This window comes from Streptomyces cyaneochromogenes (assembly GCF_003963535.1).
Taxonomy (GTDB): domain Bacteria; phylum Actinomycetota; class Actinomycetes; order Streptomycetales; family Streptomycetaceae; genus Streptomyces; species Streptomyces shaanxiensis.
In genome coordinates, this window is the sequence record NZ_CP034539.1 from 6303523 (window position 1) to 6319079 (window position 15557).

Sequence of the window (15557 nt, forward strand, 5' to 3'; positions counted from 1 at the left end):
TATAAACTCCGCGCCTGTTCGCCCCGTCCGTGGCCGAAGAAAAGGCTGCATGATCGAAAGCGTGAAAGAGAAATGATCGGACGCATGTCATCGGGCGACGACCTCGGCCCGATCGAGCCCTACCCCTGGATGACGAGCGGATCCCGTTCGCAGCCCGGCTCGCCGGCCGACCCCCTGCGGCGGGCCTTCGCCCTGGCCATCGACATCGTCATCGCCGTCGTCGTCATCCTCGCGCCGCTGGTCGCCCTGGACCGCCTGCTCCCCGACACCGCAGGTGGCGTCTGGCTCTCCTCGGCCGCCCTGTGGTGCCTGGCCTTCCTGCTGCTGTACTCGCCCCTGAGCGTCTCCCGCCGGGGCGCCACGGTGGGTAAGCGGCTCCTCGGCATGGAAGTCGTCCGGGACGCCGACGGTGGACGCCTCTCCTATGGCGCCGCGCTGGTGCGCCACGTGAGCAATGTGGTGATGGCCGTGGTCCCGGTCTTCCTGATCGCCAACGGGTCGGCGGCCAACCTCAGCGCGAAAAAGCAGGGCCTGCACGACCGGCTGGTCGGCAGCAGGGTGGTCATGAGCGGCCGGTGATACGCACTCCGTCGCATTCGGATGTTTTTCTCGCGCGGCTTCACGCATAACCAGGGCGCCCCGCGCGAACGACGGCATTTCGCGTCCGTTGCACATGGGCCGCCACGGTGTTTTTCACCTCCGACACCCGCTGCCGAAAGGCGACTTGGCGCTTGCCGCATCCTCGCGAACGACGGATCGGCCGACGCCGCGGACATGACTCGGCCGGGACCCCGTGCAGTGGGCGGGGTCCCGGCCGAGTGGGTGGAGCGGCGTTACGGCGTCAGGGACTGGCCCAGACGGGCGCCCGCGGGCGTGCCCAGGGCCGGGCGGCCGTAGTACACCCCGCTGGTCGCGACCAGACCGGTGCCGTTGCCGTCCAGCTGGAGGATCGTTCCGTCGTCGGCGTTCTCGCCCTCCACGCCGATGGCCGCGTCCGTACGGCCGTCGGCGTCGAGGTCGGCGAGGGTGACGGCGGAGCCGAAGCGGTCGGCGGCCTCAGCGGTGCCGGTGACACCGGTGGTGTTCTGGGTGAGGGCGCGGGCACCCTCACCCGTGAGGCCGGTGGCCGAGCCCTTCAGAAGCAGGGTGGCGCCGGCGTCCGAGAGGGCCGGGCCGTCCGTGGCGGTGAGGTCCTCGCCGGGCAGACCGGTCAGGACGTCGGCAAATCCGTCGCGGTCGACGTCGGCCACGGTGACCGAGGCGCCCATCCGGTCCCCGGACTCGTCGGCCCCGGGCACTCCGGCGGTGTTCTGGTCGACGGTGTGCGCTCCGTCCACGGTGAGCCCGTCGACGCTGCCGAGGATCACTCGCACGTTGCCGCCGACGACGCCGAAGTAGGGGCTGTCCGGGGCGCCGACGACCAGGTCGGCGAAGCCGTCACCGTTGACGTCGCCCGTCGCGGCCGAACCGGTGCCCGCGTCGGAGAAGCCACCGACGCGCTCCAGGCCGGTGGCCGACCCCTTGAACGTGGCGATCCGTCCGGAACCACTGGCGTCGAGGTAGTCGGCGGCGGCGTCCGGGAACCCGTCGGCGTTGAAGTCGCCCACGACCAGGCTGTTGTCGCGCGGCACGTTCTCGTCGTCCCAGCGGCCGAACTCCCAGGACCGGGTCGCGCCGGTCGCGCCGTCGAACAGCCACCAGTGCGCGGGGCGCCCCAGGGCCACGGAAAGGACGTCTGCCTTGCCGTCGGCGTTGAAGTCCGCCACGGCGACGTCCGTGCCGAGGCGTTCCCCGCCCACCCGGTTCGCGGCGGGCACCGTGAGGGTCGTGGCGCGGTCCAGCGAGGGACCGTACAGGACGGTCACCTCGCCGGTGTCCGTGCGCCCCTCGGCGTCGTCCACGCCCGGCGCGCCGACGACGAGGTCGGCGTGACCGTCACCGTCGACGTCGCCCCAGGCGCTGCTCGCGCCGAAGAGGTCTCCGTCCTGCCCGCCGCCGGGCCGGGTGAGGCTCAGCTTCGCGGCCGCCTCCGGGCCGTCCGGCCCGCCGGGTACGACGGTGACCGAGCCGGGGCCGGCCTGGGGGAGGCCGGCGACCAGGTCGGTGTAACCGTCGCCGTTGAAGTCGGCGCTCTGCGGCGCGGCCGCCGGCGCCGACTGCTCGGTGGGAGCGGCGGCGGCCGGAACCACGGCCGCCGCGGTCAGCAGCCCGGACACCAGGACGGCGCCCGCACCACTGATCAACGTGCGTGTCATCGAATCTCCGGTGAAGGTGATGGTCGTGTGGCTACAAGTGCGCTGGTCCACGGGGGTGTCACGGCGTCAGCGTCTGACCGAGGTGGGCGTCGGTCGGGGTGCCCAGCGTGGTCTTGCTGTAGATGACCGCCTGGGTGTAGCCGAGGCCCGTGCTGTTGCTCGGGAGGTACAGGACGATGCCGTCCGTGCCGTCCTCGCCCTCCGCGCCGAACGTCAGGTCCGCGCGGCCGTAACCCGACAGGTCCGTCAGCGAGACGGCGGAGCCGAACAGGTCGCCGGTCTCCGCGGAGCCGGGGACGCCGGACGTGTCCTGCGAGACGCGGATCGAGCCGGTGCCGGTCAGCCCGGTCGACGTGCCCTTGACCAGCAGCGCGTCACCGGCGTTGGACTGGTTCACGCCGTCGCGCGGGAAGTCCTCGCCGGGGACGCCGGTGAGGGCGTCGGCGAAGCCGTCGGCGTTGTAGTCGCCGACCGAGACGGAGGCGCCGAACAGGTCACCGGACTCGTTGCCGCCGGCGACGTTCGCCGTGTCCTGGTGGATCGTCGTCATGCCGGTCGTGGTGAAGCCGGTCGATGTGCCCGGGACCATCGTGATCTGGCCGCCCGACAGACCGCCCGACTCGGACGCCACCGGCTGCCCGATGACGATGTCGTCGTAGCCGTTGCCGTTGACGTCGCCCGCGGCGATGGAGCGGCCGCCCTTGACGGAGATGACCCCGGCCTTGGTGAGGCCGGTCGCCGAGCCCGCGAAGCGGACCACGCGGCCGATGCCGCCCGTGTCGCGGTAGTTGAGGGCGACGTCCGCGTAGCCGTCCCGGTTGAAGTCGCCGGTCGCGGCGTCCAGATAGGCGACGGACCCGGTGGCCGTGGTGAGCGTGCCGGTCGCCGTGGCGCCTCCGGTCAGCCGGGCGCTGAAGTTGCCGCCCTTGCCGGTGCCGGCCGCGAACACGTCCGCCTTGCCGTCGCCGTTGAAGTCGCCGACCGCGACCGTGGAGCCGAGCTTGGCGCCGGCCGCCGTGACGCTGCCCGACGTGGTGTACGAGAAGCCGGTGTTCAGCGCCGGGCCGTACAGGACCGTGACCTGGCCCCGGTCCGCGTTGCCGCTGGTGTCGTCCTCACCGGGCGCGCCGATCGCGAGGTCGGCGTAGCCGTCGCCGTTGACGTCGCCCCACGCCGTGGACGCGCCGAAGTTGTCGCCGGACTCGTGGGAACCGGGGACGCCGGTGCTGTTCTGGGTGAGCGTCAGCTTCGAGGCGGTGACCGGACCGTCGAGGCCGCCGGGGACGACGGTGACGGTGCCGCCGTTGGTCAGTGCGCGGGGGGTGCCGGTGACCAGGTCGGTGACGCCGTCGCGGTTGACGTCCGAGGTGGCCAGGGCATGCGAGATGCCCGGGGTCTTGGCGACCTGGGCGATCCGGCTGAGCTTGGGGTAGAGGCCCGCGCCCGGGCAGGCCGTGGAGTTGGTGTCCCGGTGGCCGAAGACGCGGGGCAGCGTGACCGACGTGCCCTTGGGGATCTTGTTGCCGCTGTACCCCTGGTCGACGCCGGACGTCAGCGTGACCTTGCCGGTCGGGTCGATGCCGTACATCCCGAACTTCCAGGCCACGATCCGCGCGATGGCGTCCATGCCCGCGCGGCTGGGCGTGGCCTTCTCGAAGTTGCCGATGAAGGAGATGCCGACCGTGTTGGTGTTGAACCCGGCGTCGTGCGCGCCGATCACCGGCAGGTCCATGCCGCCGCTGCGGCCTTCGAAGATCTGGCCGCACCGGTCGACGACGAAGTTGTAGCCGATGTCGAAGTAGCCCTGGCTGATGTGGGCCTGCTGGATGGTGCGCAGCCGGGCCGCGGACTCGGCGCAGGACAGGCCGTTGTCGCTGTCGACGCCGGTGTGGTGGACGACGGCGGCCTTGATCTCGGTGCCGTACTCCGGAGTTCCGTCGTAGTCCGTGGACGCGCCCCATTCGGCCTGTGTGATGACCGGCGGCTTGACGACCGTGGAGGGCCGGGGCGCGGGGACCGTGGACGTCGGGGTCGGGGTCGGGGACGCCGTCGGGGAGGTGGACCCGGTGGGCGTCTCGGTCACCGTCGGGGTGTCCGTCGGCGCAGGGGAGCCGGTCGGGGTGGCCGGGTCGGTCGGCGTCACCGTCTCCGTCGGTGTGGCGGTCTCCGTCGGGGTGACGGTGTCGGCCGGTACCGGGGGCTCCGTGGCCGGCGTCGTGGTCTCCTCCGCCACGAAAGCGGCCGGGGTGGTCGCGCCCTCCGGGTCCGTGCCCGGGTCGAGCAGCTTGACGTCCATGCCGGCCGGCTGGCCGCCCACCTCGGTGCCGTCCGCGTTCACGACGCGCACCTCGATGCCGTCGGAGTCGCCGGTCCACACCGACTCCGTACCGCCGCGCAGGGCCGCCCGTTCGCCCTCCGCGCCGTCCGCCTGGCTGGGCTCGACCGTCACCTTCTGCCAGCCGGACCACTCGCCGGTCTCGATGTCCCGGGTGCGTACCTCGGGCGTGCCCTTGGCCTGGGCCTCGGGGTCGTTCCACGTCAGCACGACCGCGCTGAAACGATTTGTCTCCTGCTTGGCCAGGCCCCTGCGGCCGGAGCCGCGGTCCTTGAGCTTGAGCGTGTGGATCGACGGCTTACGGCCGTCCGGCTCGGCGTCGGTCGGCGCGGACGGATCCGCCATCGCGTATGTCACGACACCCGCACCGCTCAGCACGACGGCTCCCACCGTCAGCCACGTACGTCTCTTGAGGCTGAGCGGTTTGTACGCATGGGTCCTGCGAGGACTCAACTGTCCCACCCCTAGGAAATGGTCACGGTCGCATCACCTGTCACACAGGTGGCATCTACAGACAGCGCACAGGCTGCGGGTTCTGTCACTCGGTGACATCGGGCTCGACAGGGAGGTCAGCCGATGGCGATACGGGGACGGGCGGACGGTGTGATCCAGCCCATGATCCGGTCCATGGTGGCGCGAGGCACCGACACGCAACCCGCCGTCGCGCCACTGCCGTTCACGTGCAGGAAGATGCCTGCGCCGCGGCCGGGTGTCGCGGGCCAGCGGTTGAAGTTGATGACGAGCGCCTTGGCGTACTGGGTGGGGTAGTTGATGAGGTGCTCACTGCCCCGGTCGCCGGACTCGGTGAGCGGGAAGTCCGCGCCCTGCTCGCCGTGCATGGAGTTGTAGAACCTCGACTCGGGGTCCTGCACCCACCAGTCGTCGTCGGTGACCTGGTGGTACGGCATGGCGGTGCCGCCGGCCACGTGGCCGAAGCCCTCGGTGATGGTGTACGTGCCGGTGGGCGTGGTGTAGGTGCTCTGCCGACGGGTCGCCCCGTCGGTCACGCCGTTGGAGCCGACCCGGCCCGCGCCCGTGCTGAACTGCGCCTTCCAGCCGGAGGACCCCTTGGCCCAGGCGGTGACGGTGGCGTAGGAGCCGCTCGCCTTGACGGTGATCAGCTGGGTGGCGTCGCCCACCTCGACCGGCACGGGGAAGTCGGGCGCGGCGGGCGCGGCGGGTGCCGCGTCGCCGGACCCCTGCCCGGAGCCGCTCGCCGAGCCGCTCGTCTCCTTCGCCGCGCCGGCCTTCGCGGAGCCGGACGCCGAGGGCGAGGCGGACGCGCGGTCGGAGGCGGAGGCCGAGGGGCCGGCGGAGGTGGTGGCGGAGGAGCTCGGTGACGGGGAGCCGGAGGCGTCGGCGGGGCTCTCCTGCTGCGTCCGCGGTGCCTCGACCGAGTCGGCGGACGCCGCCTGTGGGTCGTCCGGCCCGCCGCAGGCGGACGTCATCACCAGCGCGCCGACCACGGCGGTGGTGACCAGAATCCGGCGGGGGAATACCTGCACGCTGAGCTCCTTGACGGCATGGCGACGGGACCGCGCGGGCGTGTGTCGCACGGTCTGCGGGAGGTCATGGACTACCGGCTCGGGGTTTTAGTTACGTGGCGAAACCGGTGTCAAGTGAGGCCGCAAAAGGGCTGTTAAGGAGCGAACCGCCCAATTGTGTCGACGTCGACGAGGAGTGAACGAGGAGGCGAGGCCGGGTCCTTGGCGGACGCGGCCCCGCCGGCCCGAAGGGTCAGGAAGCCCAGACCTCGGCCTCGTCGGCCGGGACGGTGGTGGCCAGGCCCAGCTCCTTGCGGGCGGCGACCGTCTTGTTCGGGTCGATACCGGTGAACGCCGGGTCGTACGCGATGTAGAACGCGTCCGCGTCGGCGGCGTTCGCGGCCTTCTTCCACTGCTCGGCCGTCTTCGTCAGCTGCTCGCGGAGCTTGCCGACCTCCGTGCCCTCGATGCCCTTCAGGCCCGCGAGGTGCGCGTCGAGGGCGGCGGCGACGGCCTTCGCCTGCGCCTTGTAACCCTTCAGGTCGTCCTCGACGTAGTCCTTGTCGGACTGGTTCGCCCACAGAGCGTCGTAGACGCCGTTCGAACCCTTCAGGAAGGAGGTCTGCTCGGGCTTCAGCTTCGCGTTCAGCGCACCGGTGAACGTGCCCGACTCCTTGGTGTAGGTGCAGGTCACGGCGCGGTCGCCGGTCGCCCAGCTCTCCTGGGTCGGGGTGTAGTAGAAGACGGCGACGCCCTTGGGAAGCGCCCAGGTGTCCGGGGCGAGCTTCGCCGCCTCGACCGGGCAGCGCTCGTCGGCGACGGCCGAGATCGCCTCGTCGCCGGGGTACTTCGCCGCCTCGTCGACCTTGAACTCGCCGACGACCTGACCCGCGTGCGCCTCGTCGCAGGGCACGATCTCGACGAGGACCTCCTCGCCCTCGCCCTTGTTGTTCGGGTTGTAGCAGTCCCCGAGGTCCAGCGAGAACACCGACCGCTGGCGGGCCACCTTCTTGGCGCCGTCCTTGGCGCTGTCGATGGCTTCCGAGCACCCGGCCGCGCCGATCGCGAGCAGGGCGACGACGGCAGATATGCCACGAAGGGGACGAGACGGGGTGCGGATTGCCATGACGTGTACATCCTCTTATGTGAACTTTATGGGGAGTGGCGCGTGCATCGTATGCCACTCCTGTGGCAGGCCTGTGTGGGGTTACTTGCCGGTCGACCGTCGACGCGCCGTGATGGTTGTAAGCGGACGCGTGAGAAATCAAAAGGTTGTACGACTTCTGTGATCTTGCTGTGTGTGAATGAACACCCTCGTTACCCGTGATGCTCATGAGGTGACATCCGCTGGGTCATCGGAAGGACCAGAAGGAGTCCTTGACCAGCAAAAGGGTTGGGGCCCATGAGCACAGTGGACGAACGCGCGCCGCGCGCACGAGAGATGCGCCCGTACGCCGCGGCCTTCGTCGCCCGCGTCACCGCCGGCAACCGGCTGCCGCTGGACTACTCGGTGGCCAGCCTACGCATCGTCGATTTCCTCATCGACGGACTACGCAAGGGTGGTGCGGACCGGGACCGGGTGCGGGGGGCGCTGCTGGGGCTCGGGGCATACGTCGGTGAGGTGCTCGTGCGCCACGCGGGGGCGGTGTGGGTGGACTACGACGCCGACCAGCGGGCCTACTTCGGCCAGCCGGTCGGGGTGCGGATGCCGGACGAGCGGGTCTGGAATCCCCTCGGCAAGGTCCGCAACCGCTTCGACCTCGGCGGGCCGGACGAGTCGCTGCAGACCTTCTACCTGACCCTGCACGGGCGGGCACGGAAGGCGGCGGCATGAGCAACCGCCACTGCGCCGCGGCCGCGTTCCTCGTCGCCGCGGTCCTGACAGGCTGCTCGGGCCTGACGGACGACTCGGGCTCGCCGGACGAGGCAAAGCCCCTCGAGTCCGCCGAGTCCGTCGAGTCCGCCGAGCCCCGGCCCCGGACCGCCGCCGACTTCCTGGCCCGCGCCGAGCAGGCCATGGCCGCCGAGAAGGGCTGGACGTTCGCGGTGGAGGGACGCGAGGGCATCGTCCTGCAAGGGCAGGAGAGCGCCGCGACCTACACGGCCACGGTGCACCGCACGACCGGCGGCGCGTGGGCGCTGCACTCGCAGGGCTCCAGCCGCAGCAGCAAGGGCGTCACCGAGGCCGAGGAGATCTACGTCGTCGACGGCACGGCCTACGTCAAGGAGGGCACCGCCGCCTGGAAGCACGGGCCGCTCTCCGACCCGGAGTTCGCGGACCAGGTCGAGGACCCGGTGGCCGCGCTCGACGCGTTCCGGGAGTACGGCGAGGCGGTCTCGGTGTCCGAGGACGAGGAGACGGACGGAGGGGTCCGGCTGAGCGTCCGCACGACATCCGCCGCGCTGACCGCCGTACGGGAGCAGCGCGTCGTACAAAAGGCGCTGCGCGAACTCGCCCCCACCCTGAAGCAGCTGCGGGCGGCCGGGGTCACGGCGCCCGAGAGCCGGATCCGGGTGGAGCGCGTCGAGGAGTCGGTCGTCCTCGCCCCCTCGACGTACCGGATCACCGCGCACACCTTCCGATGCGCCTTCCTCATCCCTTACGGAGGACGGGACATCCGCTACGACCAGCTCGTGACGGAGCGGACCTCCGGGGCCTACGAAGAGGCCGTGGCGCTTCCGGAAGGAGTGGCGTGACGGTCCCCCTGTGACACTTCTGTGAGGCCGGGCGCTGTTGACCGTGGGGGAACGTGGGCAAGGGTGGCCGTACCCCGAGGTAGGGATTCGCCACGAACCAGTACGGACGAGGACAGTTCTTGGGCCGAGGAGGGGACACCCGCCGCGTGCATGCGCACGACGGGGAATTGGGCGCGGCTGTCGCGCGGGCCCAGGAAGGTGACGAGGCCGCCTTCACGATCATGTACCGGCTGGTGCAGCCGGGACTGCTCGGGTACCTGCGCGGTCTGGTCGGGGACGATGCCGAGGACGTGGCGTCCGACGCCTGGCTGGAGATCGCCCGGGATCTCGGCCGGTTCAAGGGTGACGGAGCGGGCTTCCGCGGCTGGAGCGCGACCATCGCCCGGCACCGGGCGCTGGACCATCTGCGTCGGCAGAAGGTACGGCCCCGGTCGTCGGCGCTCGAACAGGATGTGCTGGACCTGCCCGGTCCGCACAGCACGCACGACCAGGCCCTGGAGTCGCTCTCCACGGAGCAGGCCCTGGAGCTGGTCCGCGGGCTGCCGCGGGACCAGGCCGAGGCGGTGTTGCTGCGGGTCATCGTCGGTCTCGACGCCCCCTCCGCGGCACGCGTCCTCGGCAAACGACCGGGCGCGGTGCGGACGGCCTCGTACCGGGGTCTGAGGCGCCTGGCGAAGCAGCTGGGCGTCGCAGGTGTGACGGATGACGGCCCCCGGACGCTGGGGGAATCGAAATGAACAGTGCGGGCGACTGCGGCGGCCAGGGCGGAACACCGGCCCCTCGCTGAGGCGAGGCGGTGTGCGGTGAGTCGAACAGGGCGTGGGGGACGTACAGGCTCTACGAGCCGGTGAGTCACAGCCGTCACAGAGATCACGTAGATCGCATACGACACATGCATCACGTGAACCCATACACATCAGGTCGGACAGGAACGGGAACAGACATGGGTGAACAGCAGAGCGGCGGTGGGTCCCCCGGCCGTCGGCGTGTGCACCCTGACGGCGTCGGCCACGGCCGAGCGTCCGGCCCGGCGGTGGTGCTCGACGACGCCGAGCTGGAGGCGCTGCTCTACGCCGCCGTGCTGCGCGGGCACGCCGTGGACGCCGAGGGCGAGCAGCGAGCCGTGGCCGCGTTCCGGGCCGCCCGGGACGCCGGGGTCCACCGGGCGCGCACCCGGCGCCGGGACGACTGGCGGCCCCGTGAGCGACAGCGACTGGCCCGCTCGATGAAGACGGCGCTCTCCGTGTTCGTCGCCGGCCTCACCCTCGGCGGTGTGGCGTACGCGGCGATCGGCTCGTCGGACACGCCGGACGCCTCCTCCGAGGACAAGGGCAGGCCCACCCCGACGGCCGACGCCCCCGACCGGCCGGCCACGGGGCCCTCCGCCGGGTCCGGCGGCGCCTCCGGGAAGCCCGGCCACCCGACCACCGCCCAGGACACCGAGGCCAAGTGCCGCGCCTTCGACCAGGTCGCGGGCCGCGGCCAGGCAATGGACTCGACGGCCTGGGAGCGGCTGGTCGCGGAGGCGGGCGGCGCGGACAAGGTGGCCGCGTACTGTGCCGAGCAGCTCGCGGCGGCGACGAACGAGCCGGGCAAGAAGGCCGACGAGAGTGCTCCGGCCGACAACGGTCAGGACCGGAGCGGCAACAGCGGGGCCGACAGGAGCGGGTCCGACGCCGCTGGGTCCGGCACGAGTGGGTCCGACGCCTCTGGGTCCGGCACCAGTGGGTCCGACACGAGTGGGTCCGACACCAGTGGGTCCGGCAATGGTGCCGAGAACGCTGAGAACGCCGAGAAGAAGAACTGACTCGGCGGAAGAAGGCGGAAGAAGTCCGGATCGAGGACACGCCTCCCGGCCGCGACAACGGCCACCGGCTCTGCGCCGAGGCAACGGCCGGGGCCGCCACCCCCCACAGGAGAGGCCCCGGCCGTCGCGCGGCACGGGCCGCGCGGCGGCCCGTACTCTCTACAGCGCCGAGACTGCGTTTTCTGTCACACCTCGGCGGACAGATCGCCGGTTCCCAGGTAGTTGCATGTTGTACGGACATGGACGAGCAGCGGTTTCAGGCCGTAACGTGCCTTTCGCGCCGGACGCGGAGGGTGTATGACCACCGCAACGACCTGCGGTCCTGAAGCCGCAACCACCAATTGAGGTACGGAGTGCTGGGGGACGACGCGGAGCTGACCGCCGCGGTGCTTGCTGCACAGGACGGGGACGAGACCGCGTTCCGGACTGTGTACCGCTCCGTGCACCCGCGGCTGCTCGGGTACGTACGGACGCTGGTCGGCGACCCGGACGCCGAGGACGTCGCCTCGGAGGCGTGGCTGCAGATAGCGCGTGACCTGGAGCGGTTCACCGGGGACGCGGACCGCTTCCGCGGCTGGGCCGCCCGGATAGCCCGTAACCGCGCGCTGGACCACATACGTATGCGCGGCCGCCGCCCCGCGATCGGCGGCGACGAGACGGAGCTCACCGGGAAGGCCGCCGAGTCCGACACCGCGGTCGAGGCCATGGAGGCCCTGGCCACCGACGGCACCCTGTCCCTCATCGCACGGCTTCCGCAGGACCAGGCCGAGGCCGTCGTCCTGCGCGTGGTGGTGGGGCTCGACGCCAAGACCGCCGCGGAGACGCTCGGCAAGCGGCCGGGTGCCGTACGGACCGCCGCGCACCGCGGCCTGAAGCGGCTCGCCGAGCTGCTCGGCGACGATCCGGAATCGGCCGGGGTGCTCGACGCCCTGCCCTCCCAGCGAGGAACCCGCGGCCGTGCGGTGACGTCTGCGAGTGTGACGCATATGCGTGCGCGGACGCAGAAGGATGTGTGATGGCCGACGAGCAGTACAGGTGGCTGGACCGCGAAACGGCGGAGCGAATGCTGCGCGGAGAGTCACTCGAAGCTGTCGACGCGGCCCATCGCGACCAGGCCGAGCAGCTCGCCAAGACGCTTGAGGCGCTGACCGCCGAACCCCCGCTGAGCAGTGCGGAACTCCCCGGAGAGGCCGCCGCGCTGGCGGCGTTCCGCGCGGCGCGCGCCAGCCGGGACGACGCCGCCGTCACCGTCGGCGCAGGCGAGGGCTCCGCTGCCGCGCAGGCCTCCGACGTCGGGCTGGTCCGGATCGGCACCCCCGGCCAAGCCCCCGTTCGCCCCCGCTGGGGCCGCCCCCTGCGACTCGGCCTGGCCGCCGCGCTGGCCGTGGGCATGGTCGGCGGGGTCGCGGTCGCGGCCGGAACCGGAGTGCTGCGGACGCCGTTCGGCGAAGACGAGCCGGGCCGCCCCGCCGCCACGGTCTCGGCGCCGGTGCCCGAGGAGCGTCCCTTCGTCTCGCCCTCGCCGGGGATCAGCGCGCAGGACGAGCCCACGCCCGACGGCACGTCGAAGGGCCCCACCGGCCCCGGCACCACCCACGGCACCGCGCCCGGTGGGCCCGCCGCGGGCCACGAGACCCCCGGCGCGGACCGGGACAGGCCGGCCGGCGGCTGGTGGAAGGTCGTCCGGTCCTGCCGCGACATGCGGGACGGCAAGGAGCTGCCCCGCGACCGCCGCCGTGCCCTGGAGAGCGCGGCGGGCAGTTCCGCCCGCGTGTGGAAGTACTGCAAGACCGTGCTGACCGGCGCCGGCGAGAGCACCCGTGCCCAGGGTGACGAGCGCAAGGGCGCGGACGGCCAGGACGAGGACGAGGGCAAGGGCGGCCGGGGCACGGGCGACGACGACGGCAAGGGCAGAGGCAAGGGCAAGGACGACAGGGACCGCTCACGCGACGAGGGCCGCGGCAACGGCCACCGCACGAACGGCACCGCGCAAACCCCGTCCACCGGTCCCGTGCTCCTGCCGAACCGAGTCCAGCTGCCCACGCCCCCGGTGCCGAGCCCGTCGTACAGCGCGCTCTGAGCGAAGCCGGCGACGGTGATCGTGCGGGTCCCGTGCGTCCCGAGCTGTAGACAGCTGACTTGAGCCCACAGCCCGCCACTCCTGTCACACGCCTCTGACCTGCGGTTTTGCATCCCGAGGAAATTCCCGGAGAAATTCTTGGCGCGGGGAGTGACGTTTTCGGACGTGGTGGCGCTGAAGAGAGTGAGCCGACTGGTCATCGGCCGTCGCACAGAGCCGGGGTTCCCCCCGTACCTGCGGCTCGTGCATCGGCGCGGGCGGGACACGTTCCCCCGGTCCCGCCCGCGCCCCACATCCCACTCATCCCGCGAGGCCCGCGCGCCTCACCAGTGGACGACGACCTTGTCCCCGGTCCTCACCTGGGCGAACATCTCCGAGATGGCCCGCTCGTCCGCCACGTTGACGCAGCCGTGCGAGGCCCCCGCGTAACCCGTGGCCGCGAAGTCGGACGAGTAGTGCACCGCCTGGCCGCCGCTGAAGAACATCGCGTAGGGCATCGGCGAGTCATAGAGCGTCGACACATGGTGCCGGGACTTCCAGTAGACGCTGAACACACCCTCCCGTGTCGGTGTGTACTGCGACCCGAACCGCACCGGTACCGTCAGGACCGACCGCCCGTCGATCATCCAGCGCAGCGTCCGGCTCGACTTGCTGATGCACAGCACCCGGCCGGTCAGGCACCGCCCGTCCGGCGCATCGGCCGGCTGCCCGCCCATCAGGTACAGGTCCCACTTGCCGGGCTCGCGCGTCATCTTCAGCAGCCGCTGCCAGGTGACCTCGTCCGTCTTCCCCGTCTTCTGCAGCCCCCGCTTGCCCTGGAAGCCCCGGACCGCCTGCTCGGTGAGCTCGTCGTACGTCCCGGTCGGCCCGTCGAAGAGCCAGGCGACCTGCCGCAGGCGGGCCTGCAGCTCACGGACGTCCCGGCCCTCGTCGCCCCGCTGCCACAGCACGGCGGGTGCCTCGCGCGTGGGCGCGGCGCTCGGCTTGTCGTCGGGCGGGGCGGACTTCGGGGACGGCGTGCCGCTCGGCAGCTCTATCCGCACGGGTGAGCGCTGCTCCTCGCCCGAGGCCTGCACGGTGCACCCGCACAGCACCGCCAGCACGGCGCCCGAGGCGAGTGCCGAAGCTGATCTCCGCATGCCCTTGGTACGCATCCCGACCCCCGTCGTCTCATCGCCGCGAACCCCGACCGCCCGGACATCACCTGAGATGTTCCCCGCGCGTGACCGGTTGCGAACCAGGGGGCATGGTGGGAAGGCGAGGGCACATCAGGCGGGCAACAAGCACACCACCGCGGAGGCACCCACCATGACGCGTGAGTCGGAGTCCGGACTGCCCATCGAGCCGGTCTACGGGCCGGACGCGCTGACCGGCTGGGACGCCTCGGAGAAGCTGGGCGAGCCCGGCTCGTACCCCTTCACCCGCGGCGTCTACCCCACGATGTACACCGGCCGCCCCTGGACGATGCGCCAGTACGCCGGTTTCGGCACGGCGACGGAGTCCAACGCCCGCTATCGCGACCTGATCGCGCACGGCACGATGGGCCTGTCGGTCGCCTTCGACCTGCCCACCCAGATGGGCCACGACTCCGACGCGCCGATCGCGCACGGCGAGGTCGGCAAGGTGGGCGTGGCGATCGACTCGATCGACGACATGCGGGTGCTGTTCGGCGGGATCCCGCTGGACAAGGTGTCGACGTCGATGACCATCAACGCCCCCGCGGCCCTGCTGCTCCTCCTCTACCAACTGGTCGCGGAGGAGCAGGGCGTGAGCGCCGACCGGCTCACCGGCACCATCCAGAACGACGTGCTGAAGGAGTACATCGCGCGCGGGACGTACATCTTCCCGCCGAAGCCGTCGCTGCGGCTGATCGCCGACATCTTCAAGTACTGCCGGGCCGAGATCCCGAAGTGGAACACGATCTCGATCTCCGGCTACCACATGGCCGAGGCGGGCGCGTCGCCCGCGCAGGAGATCGCCTTCACCCTCGCGGACGGCATCGAGTACGTCCGTACGGCGGTGGCGGCGGGCATGGACGTCGACGACTTCGCGCCCCGCCTCTCCTTCTTCTTCGTGGCCCGTACGACGATCCTGGAGGAGGTCGCCAAGTTCCGCGCGGCGCGCAGGATCTGGGCCCGGGTGATGCGGGACGAGTTCGGCGCGCGAAACCCCAAGTCCCTGATGCTGCGCTTCCACACCCAGACGGCCGGTGTGCAGCTGACCGCCCAGCAGCCGGAGGTGAACCTGGTCCGGGTCGCGGTGCAGGGCCTGGCGGCGGTGCTCGGCGGCACGCAGTCCCTGCACACCAACTCCTTCGACGAGGCGATCGCGCTCCCCACGGACAAGAGCGCGCGGCTGGCGCTGCGCACCCAGCAGGTGCTGGCGTACGAGACGGACGTGACCGCCACGGTCGACCCTTTCGCCGGCTCCTACGCCATCGAGAGGATGACGGACGACGTCGAGTCGGCGGCGGTCGAGCTGATGCGGAAGGTCGAGGACCTCGGCGGCGCGGTGTCCGCCATCGAGCACGGCTTCCAGAAGAACGAGATCGAGCGCAGCGCGTACCGGATCGCCCAGGAGACCGACTCCGGCGAGCGGGTCGTGGTCGGCGTCAACCGCTTCCAGCTGGACGAGGAGGAGCCGTACGAGCCGCTGCGGGTGGACCCGGCGATCGAGGCCCGGCAGGCGGAGCGGCTGGCGGGGCTCCGTGCCGGGCGCGACCAGCAGGCGGTGGACGCGGCCCTGGCCGCTCTGAAGAAGGCCGCCGAGGGCGAGGACAACGTCCTGTATCCGATGAAGGACGCGCTGCGGGCTAGGGCCACCGTGGGCGAAGTGTGCAACGCGCTGCGAGAGGTGTGGGGGACTTACGTGCCAAGCGATGCCCTCTGAGCTGGGAAGT

Annotated in this window: 13 protein-coding genes; 8 read left to right on the forward strand and 5 right to left on the reverse strand. The window is 71.5% G+C overall.

Annotation, left to right across the window (positions count from 1 at the left end; translation table 11 throughout):
* Nucleotides 1–84: 84 nt before the first annotated feature.
* Nucleotides 85–579, forward strand: coding sequence for an RDD family protein (locus EJ357_RS28810; protein ID WP_228472636.1), 495 nt, complete (start codon nt 85–87; stop codon nt 577–579).
* 254 nt (nt 580–833) lie between these two features.
* Here the strand turns inward: EJ357_RS28810 and EJ357_RS28815 are convergent, their stop codons facing one another.
* From EJ357_RS28815 to EJ357_RS28830, 4 genes are all read right to left on the reverse strand, one after another.
* Nucleotides 834–2255: an FG-GAP-like repeat-containing protein gene (locus EJ357_RS28815; RefSeq protein WP_126394436.1), complete on the reverse strand. Its 1422-nt coding sequence runs from the start codon at nt 2253–2255 to the stop codon at nt 834–836.
* A gap of 58 nt (nt 2256–2313) precedes the next feature.
* The gene (locus EJ357_RS28820; RefSeq protein ID WP_175647555.1) at nt 2314–4968 is read right to left on the reverse strand and encodes an FG-GAP-like repeat-containing protein; all 2655 of its coding nucleotides are present in this window, start codon (nt 4966–4968) and stop codon (nt 2314–2316) included.
* A 191-nt stretch (nt 4969–5159) separates the two neighbouring features.
* Entirely contained in the window at nt 5160–6095 is a 936-nt protein-coding gene (locus EJ357_RS28825) for a L,D-transpeptidase family protein (RefSeq protein ID WP_228472637.1), read from the reverse strand.
* Between the two features lie 232 nt (nt 6096–6327).
* Complete coding sequence (locus tag EJ357_RS28830) at nt 6328–7200, reverse strand: septum formation family protein (RefSeq protein WP_126394438.1); 873 nt, start codon at nt 7198–7200, stop codon at nt 6328–6330.
* A gap of 276 nt (nt 7201–7476) precedes the next feature.
* On the opposite strand from EJ357_RS28830, the gene EJ357_RS28835 reads away from it, so the two are divergent.
* The 6 genes from EJ357_RS28835 to EJ357_RS28860 all read left to right on the forward strand — a co-directional run bounded on the left by EJ357_RS28835 (nt 7477) and on the right by EJ357_RS28860 (nt 12658).
* Entirely contained in the window at nt 7477–7908 is a 432-nt protein-coding gene (locus EJ357_RS28835) for a hypothetical protein (protein WP_126394439.1), read from the forward strand.
* Nucleotides 7905–8771 carry a hypothetical protein gene (locus EJ357_RS28840; protein ID WP_126394440.1) on the forward strand — a complete coding sequence of 289 codons (867 nt, stop codon included), beginning with the start codon at nt 7905–7907 and terminating at the stop codon, nt 8769–8771. The genes EJ357_RS28835 and EJ357_RS28840 overlap by 4 nt, the downstream gene beginning before the upstream one ends.
* A 119-nt stretch (nt 8772–8890) precedes the next feature.
* Complete coding sequence (locus tag EJ357_RS28845) at nt 8891–9508, forward strand: RNA polymerase sigma factor (protein WP_126394441.1); 618 nt, start codon at nt 8891–8893, stop codon at nt 9506–9508.
* A 206-nt stretch (nt 9509–9714) separates the two neighbouring features.
* Nucleotides 9715–10578: a hypothetical protein gene (locus tag EJ357_RS28850; RefSeq protein ID WP_126394442.1), complete on the forward strand. Its 864-nt coding sequence runs from the start codon at nt 9715–9717 to the stop codon at nt 10576–10578.
* Nucleotides 10579–10931: 353 nt separating this feature from the next.
* Entirely contained in the window at nt 10932–11594 is a 663-nt protein-coding gene (locus EJ357_RS28855; RefSeq protein WP_126394443.1) for an RNA polymerase sigma factor, read from the forward strand.
* A complete protein-coding gene (locus tag EJ357_RS28860) occupies nt 11594–12658 on the forward strand; it encodes a hypothetical protein (protein WP_126394444.1) in 1065 nt (354 codons plus the stop codon). Before EJ357_RS28855 ends, EJ357_RS28860 begins: the two co-directional genes overlap by 1 nt.
* 323 nt (nt 12659–12981) lie before the next feature.
* On the opposite strand, the gene EJ357_RS28865 is transcribed toward EJ357_RS28860, so the two are convergent.
* On the reverse strand, nt 12982–13797 hold the full coding sequence (locus tag EJ357_RS28865; protein WP_126400173.1) for a L,D-transpeptidase family protein: 816 nt from the start codon (nt 13795–13797) through the stop codon (nt 12982–12984).
* A 169-nt stretch (nt 13798–13966) separates the two neighbouring features.
* Between EJ357_RS28865 and EJ357_RS28870 the strand changes: the two genes are divergently transcribed.
* Nucleotides 13967–15547, forward strand: coding sequence for an acyl-CoA mutase large subunit family protein (locus EJ357_RS28870; RefSeq protein WP_126394445.1), 1581 nt, complete (start codon nt 13967–13969; stop codon nt 15545–15547).
* Nucleotides 15548–15557: the final 10 nt, after the last annotated feature.

Coding starts and splice junctions, on each gene's coding strand:
- EJ357_RS28810 (WP_228472636.1), top strand. CDS start 85: ATGTCATCGGGCGACGACCTCGGCCCGATCGAGCCCTACCCCTGGATG.
- EJ357_RS28815 (WP_126394436.1), bottom strand. CDS start 2,255: ATGACACGCACGTTGATCAGTGGTGCGGGCGCCGTCCTGGTGTCCGGG.
- EJ357_RS28830 (WP_126394438.1), bottom strand. CDS start 7,200: ATGGCAATCCGCACCCCGTCTCGTCCCCTTCGTGGCATATCTGCCGTC.
- EJ357_RS28835 (WP_126394439.1), top strand. CDS start 7,477: ATGAGCACAGTGGACGAACGCGCGCCGCGCGCACGAGAGATGCGCCCG.
- EJ357_RS28840 (WP_126394440.1), top strand. CDS start 7,905: ATGAGCAACCGCCACTGCGCCGCGGCCGCGTTCCTCGTCGCCGCGGTC.
- EJ357_RS28850 (WP_126394442.1), top strand. CDS start 9,715: ATGGGTGAACAGCAGAGCGGCGGTGGGTCCCCCGGCCGTCGGCGTGTG.
- EJ357_RS28860 (WP_126394444.1), top strand. CDS start 11,594: ATGGCCGACGAGCAGTACAGGTGGCTGGACCGCGAAACGGCGGAGCGA.
- EJ357_RS28865 (WP_126400173.1), bottom strand. CDS start 13,797: ATGCGGAGATCAGCTTCGGCACTCGCCTCGGGCGCCGTGCTGGCGGTG.
- EJ357_RS28870 (WP_126394445.1), top strand. CDS start 13,967: ATGACGCGTGAGTCGGAGTCCGGACTGCCCATCGAGCCGGTCTACGGG.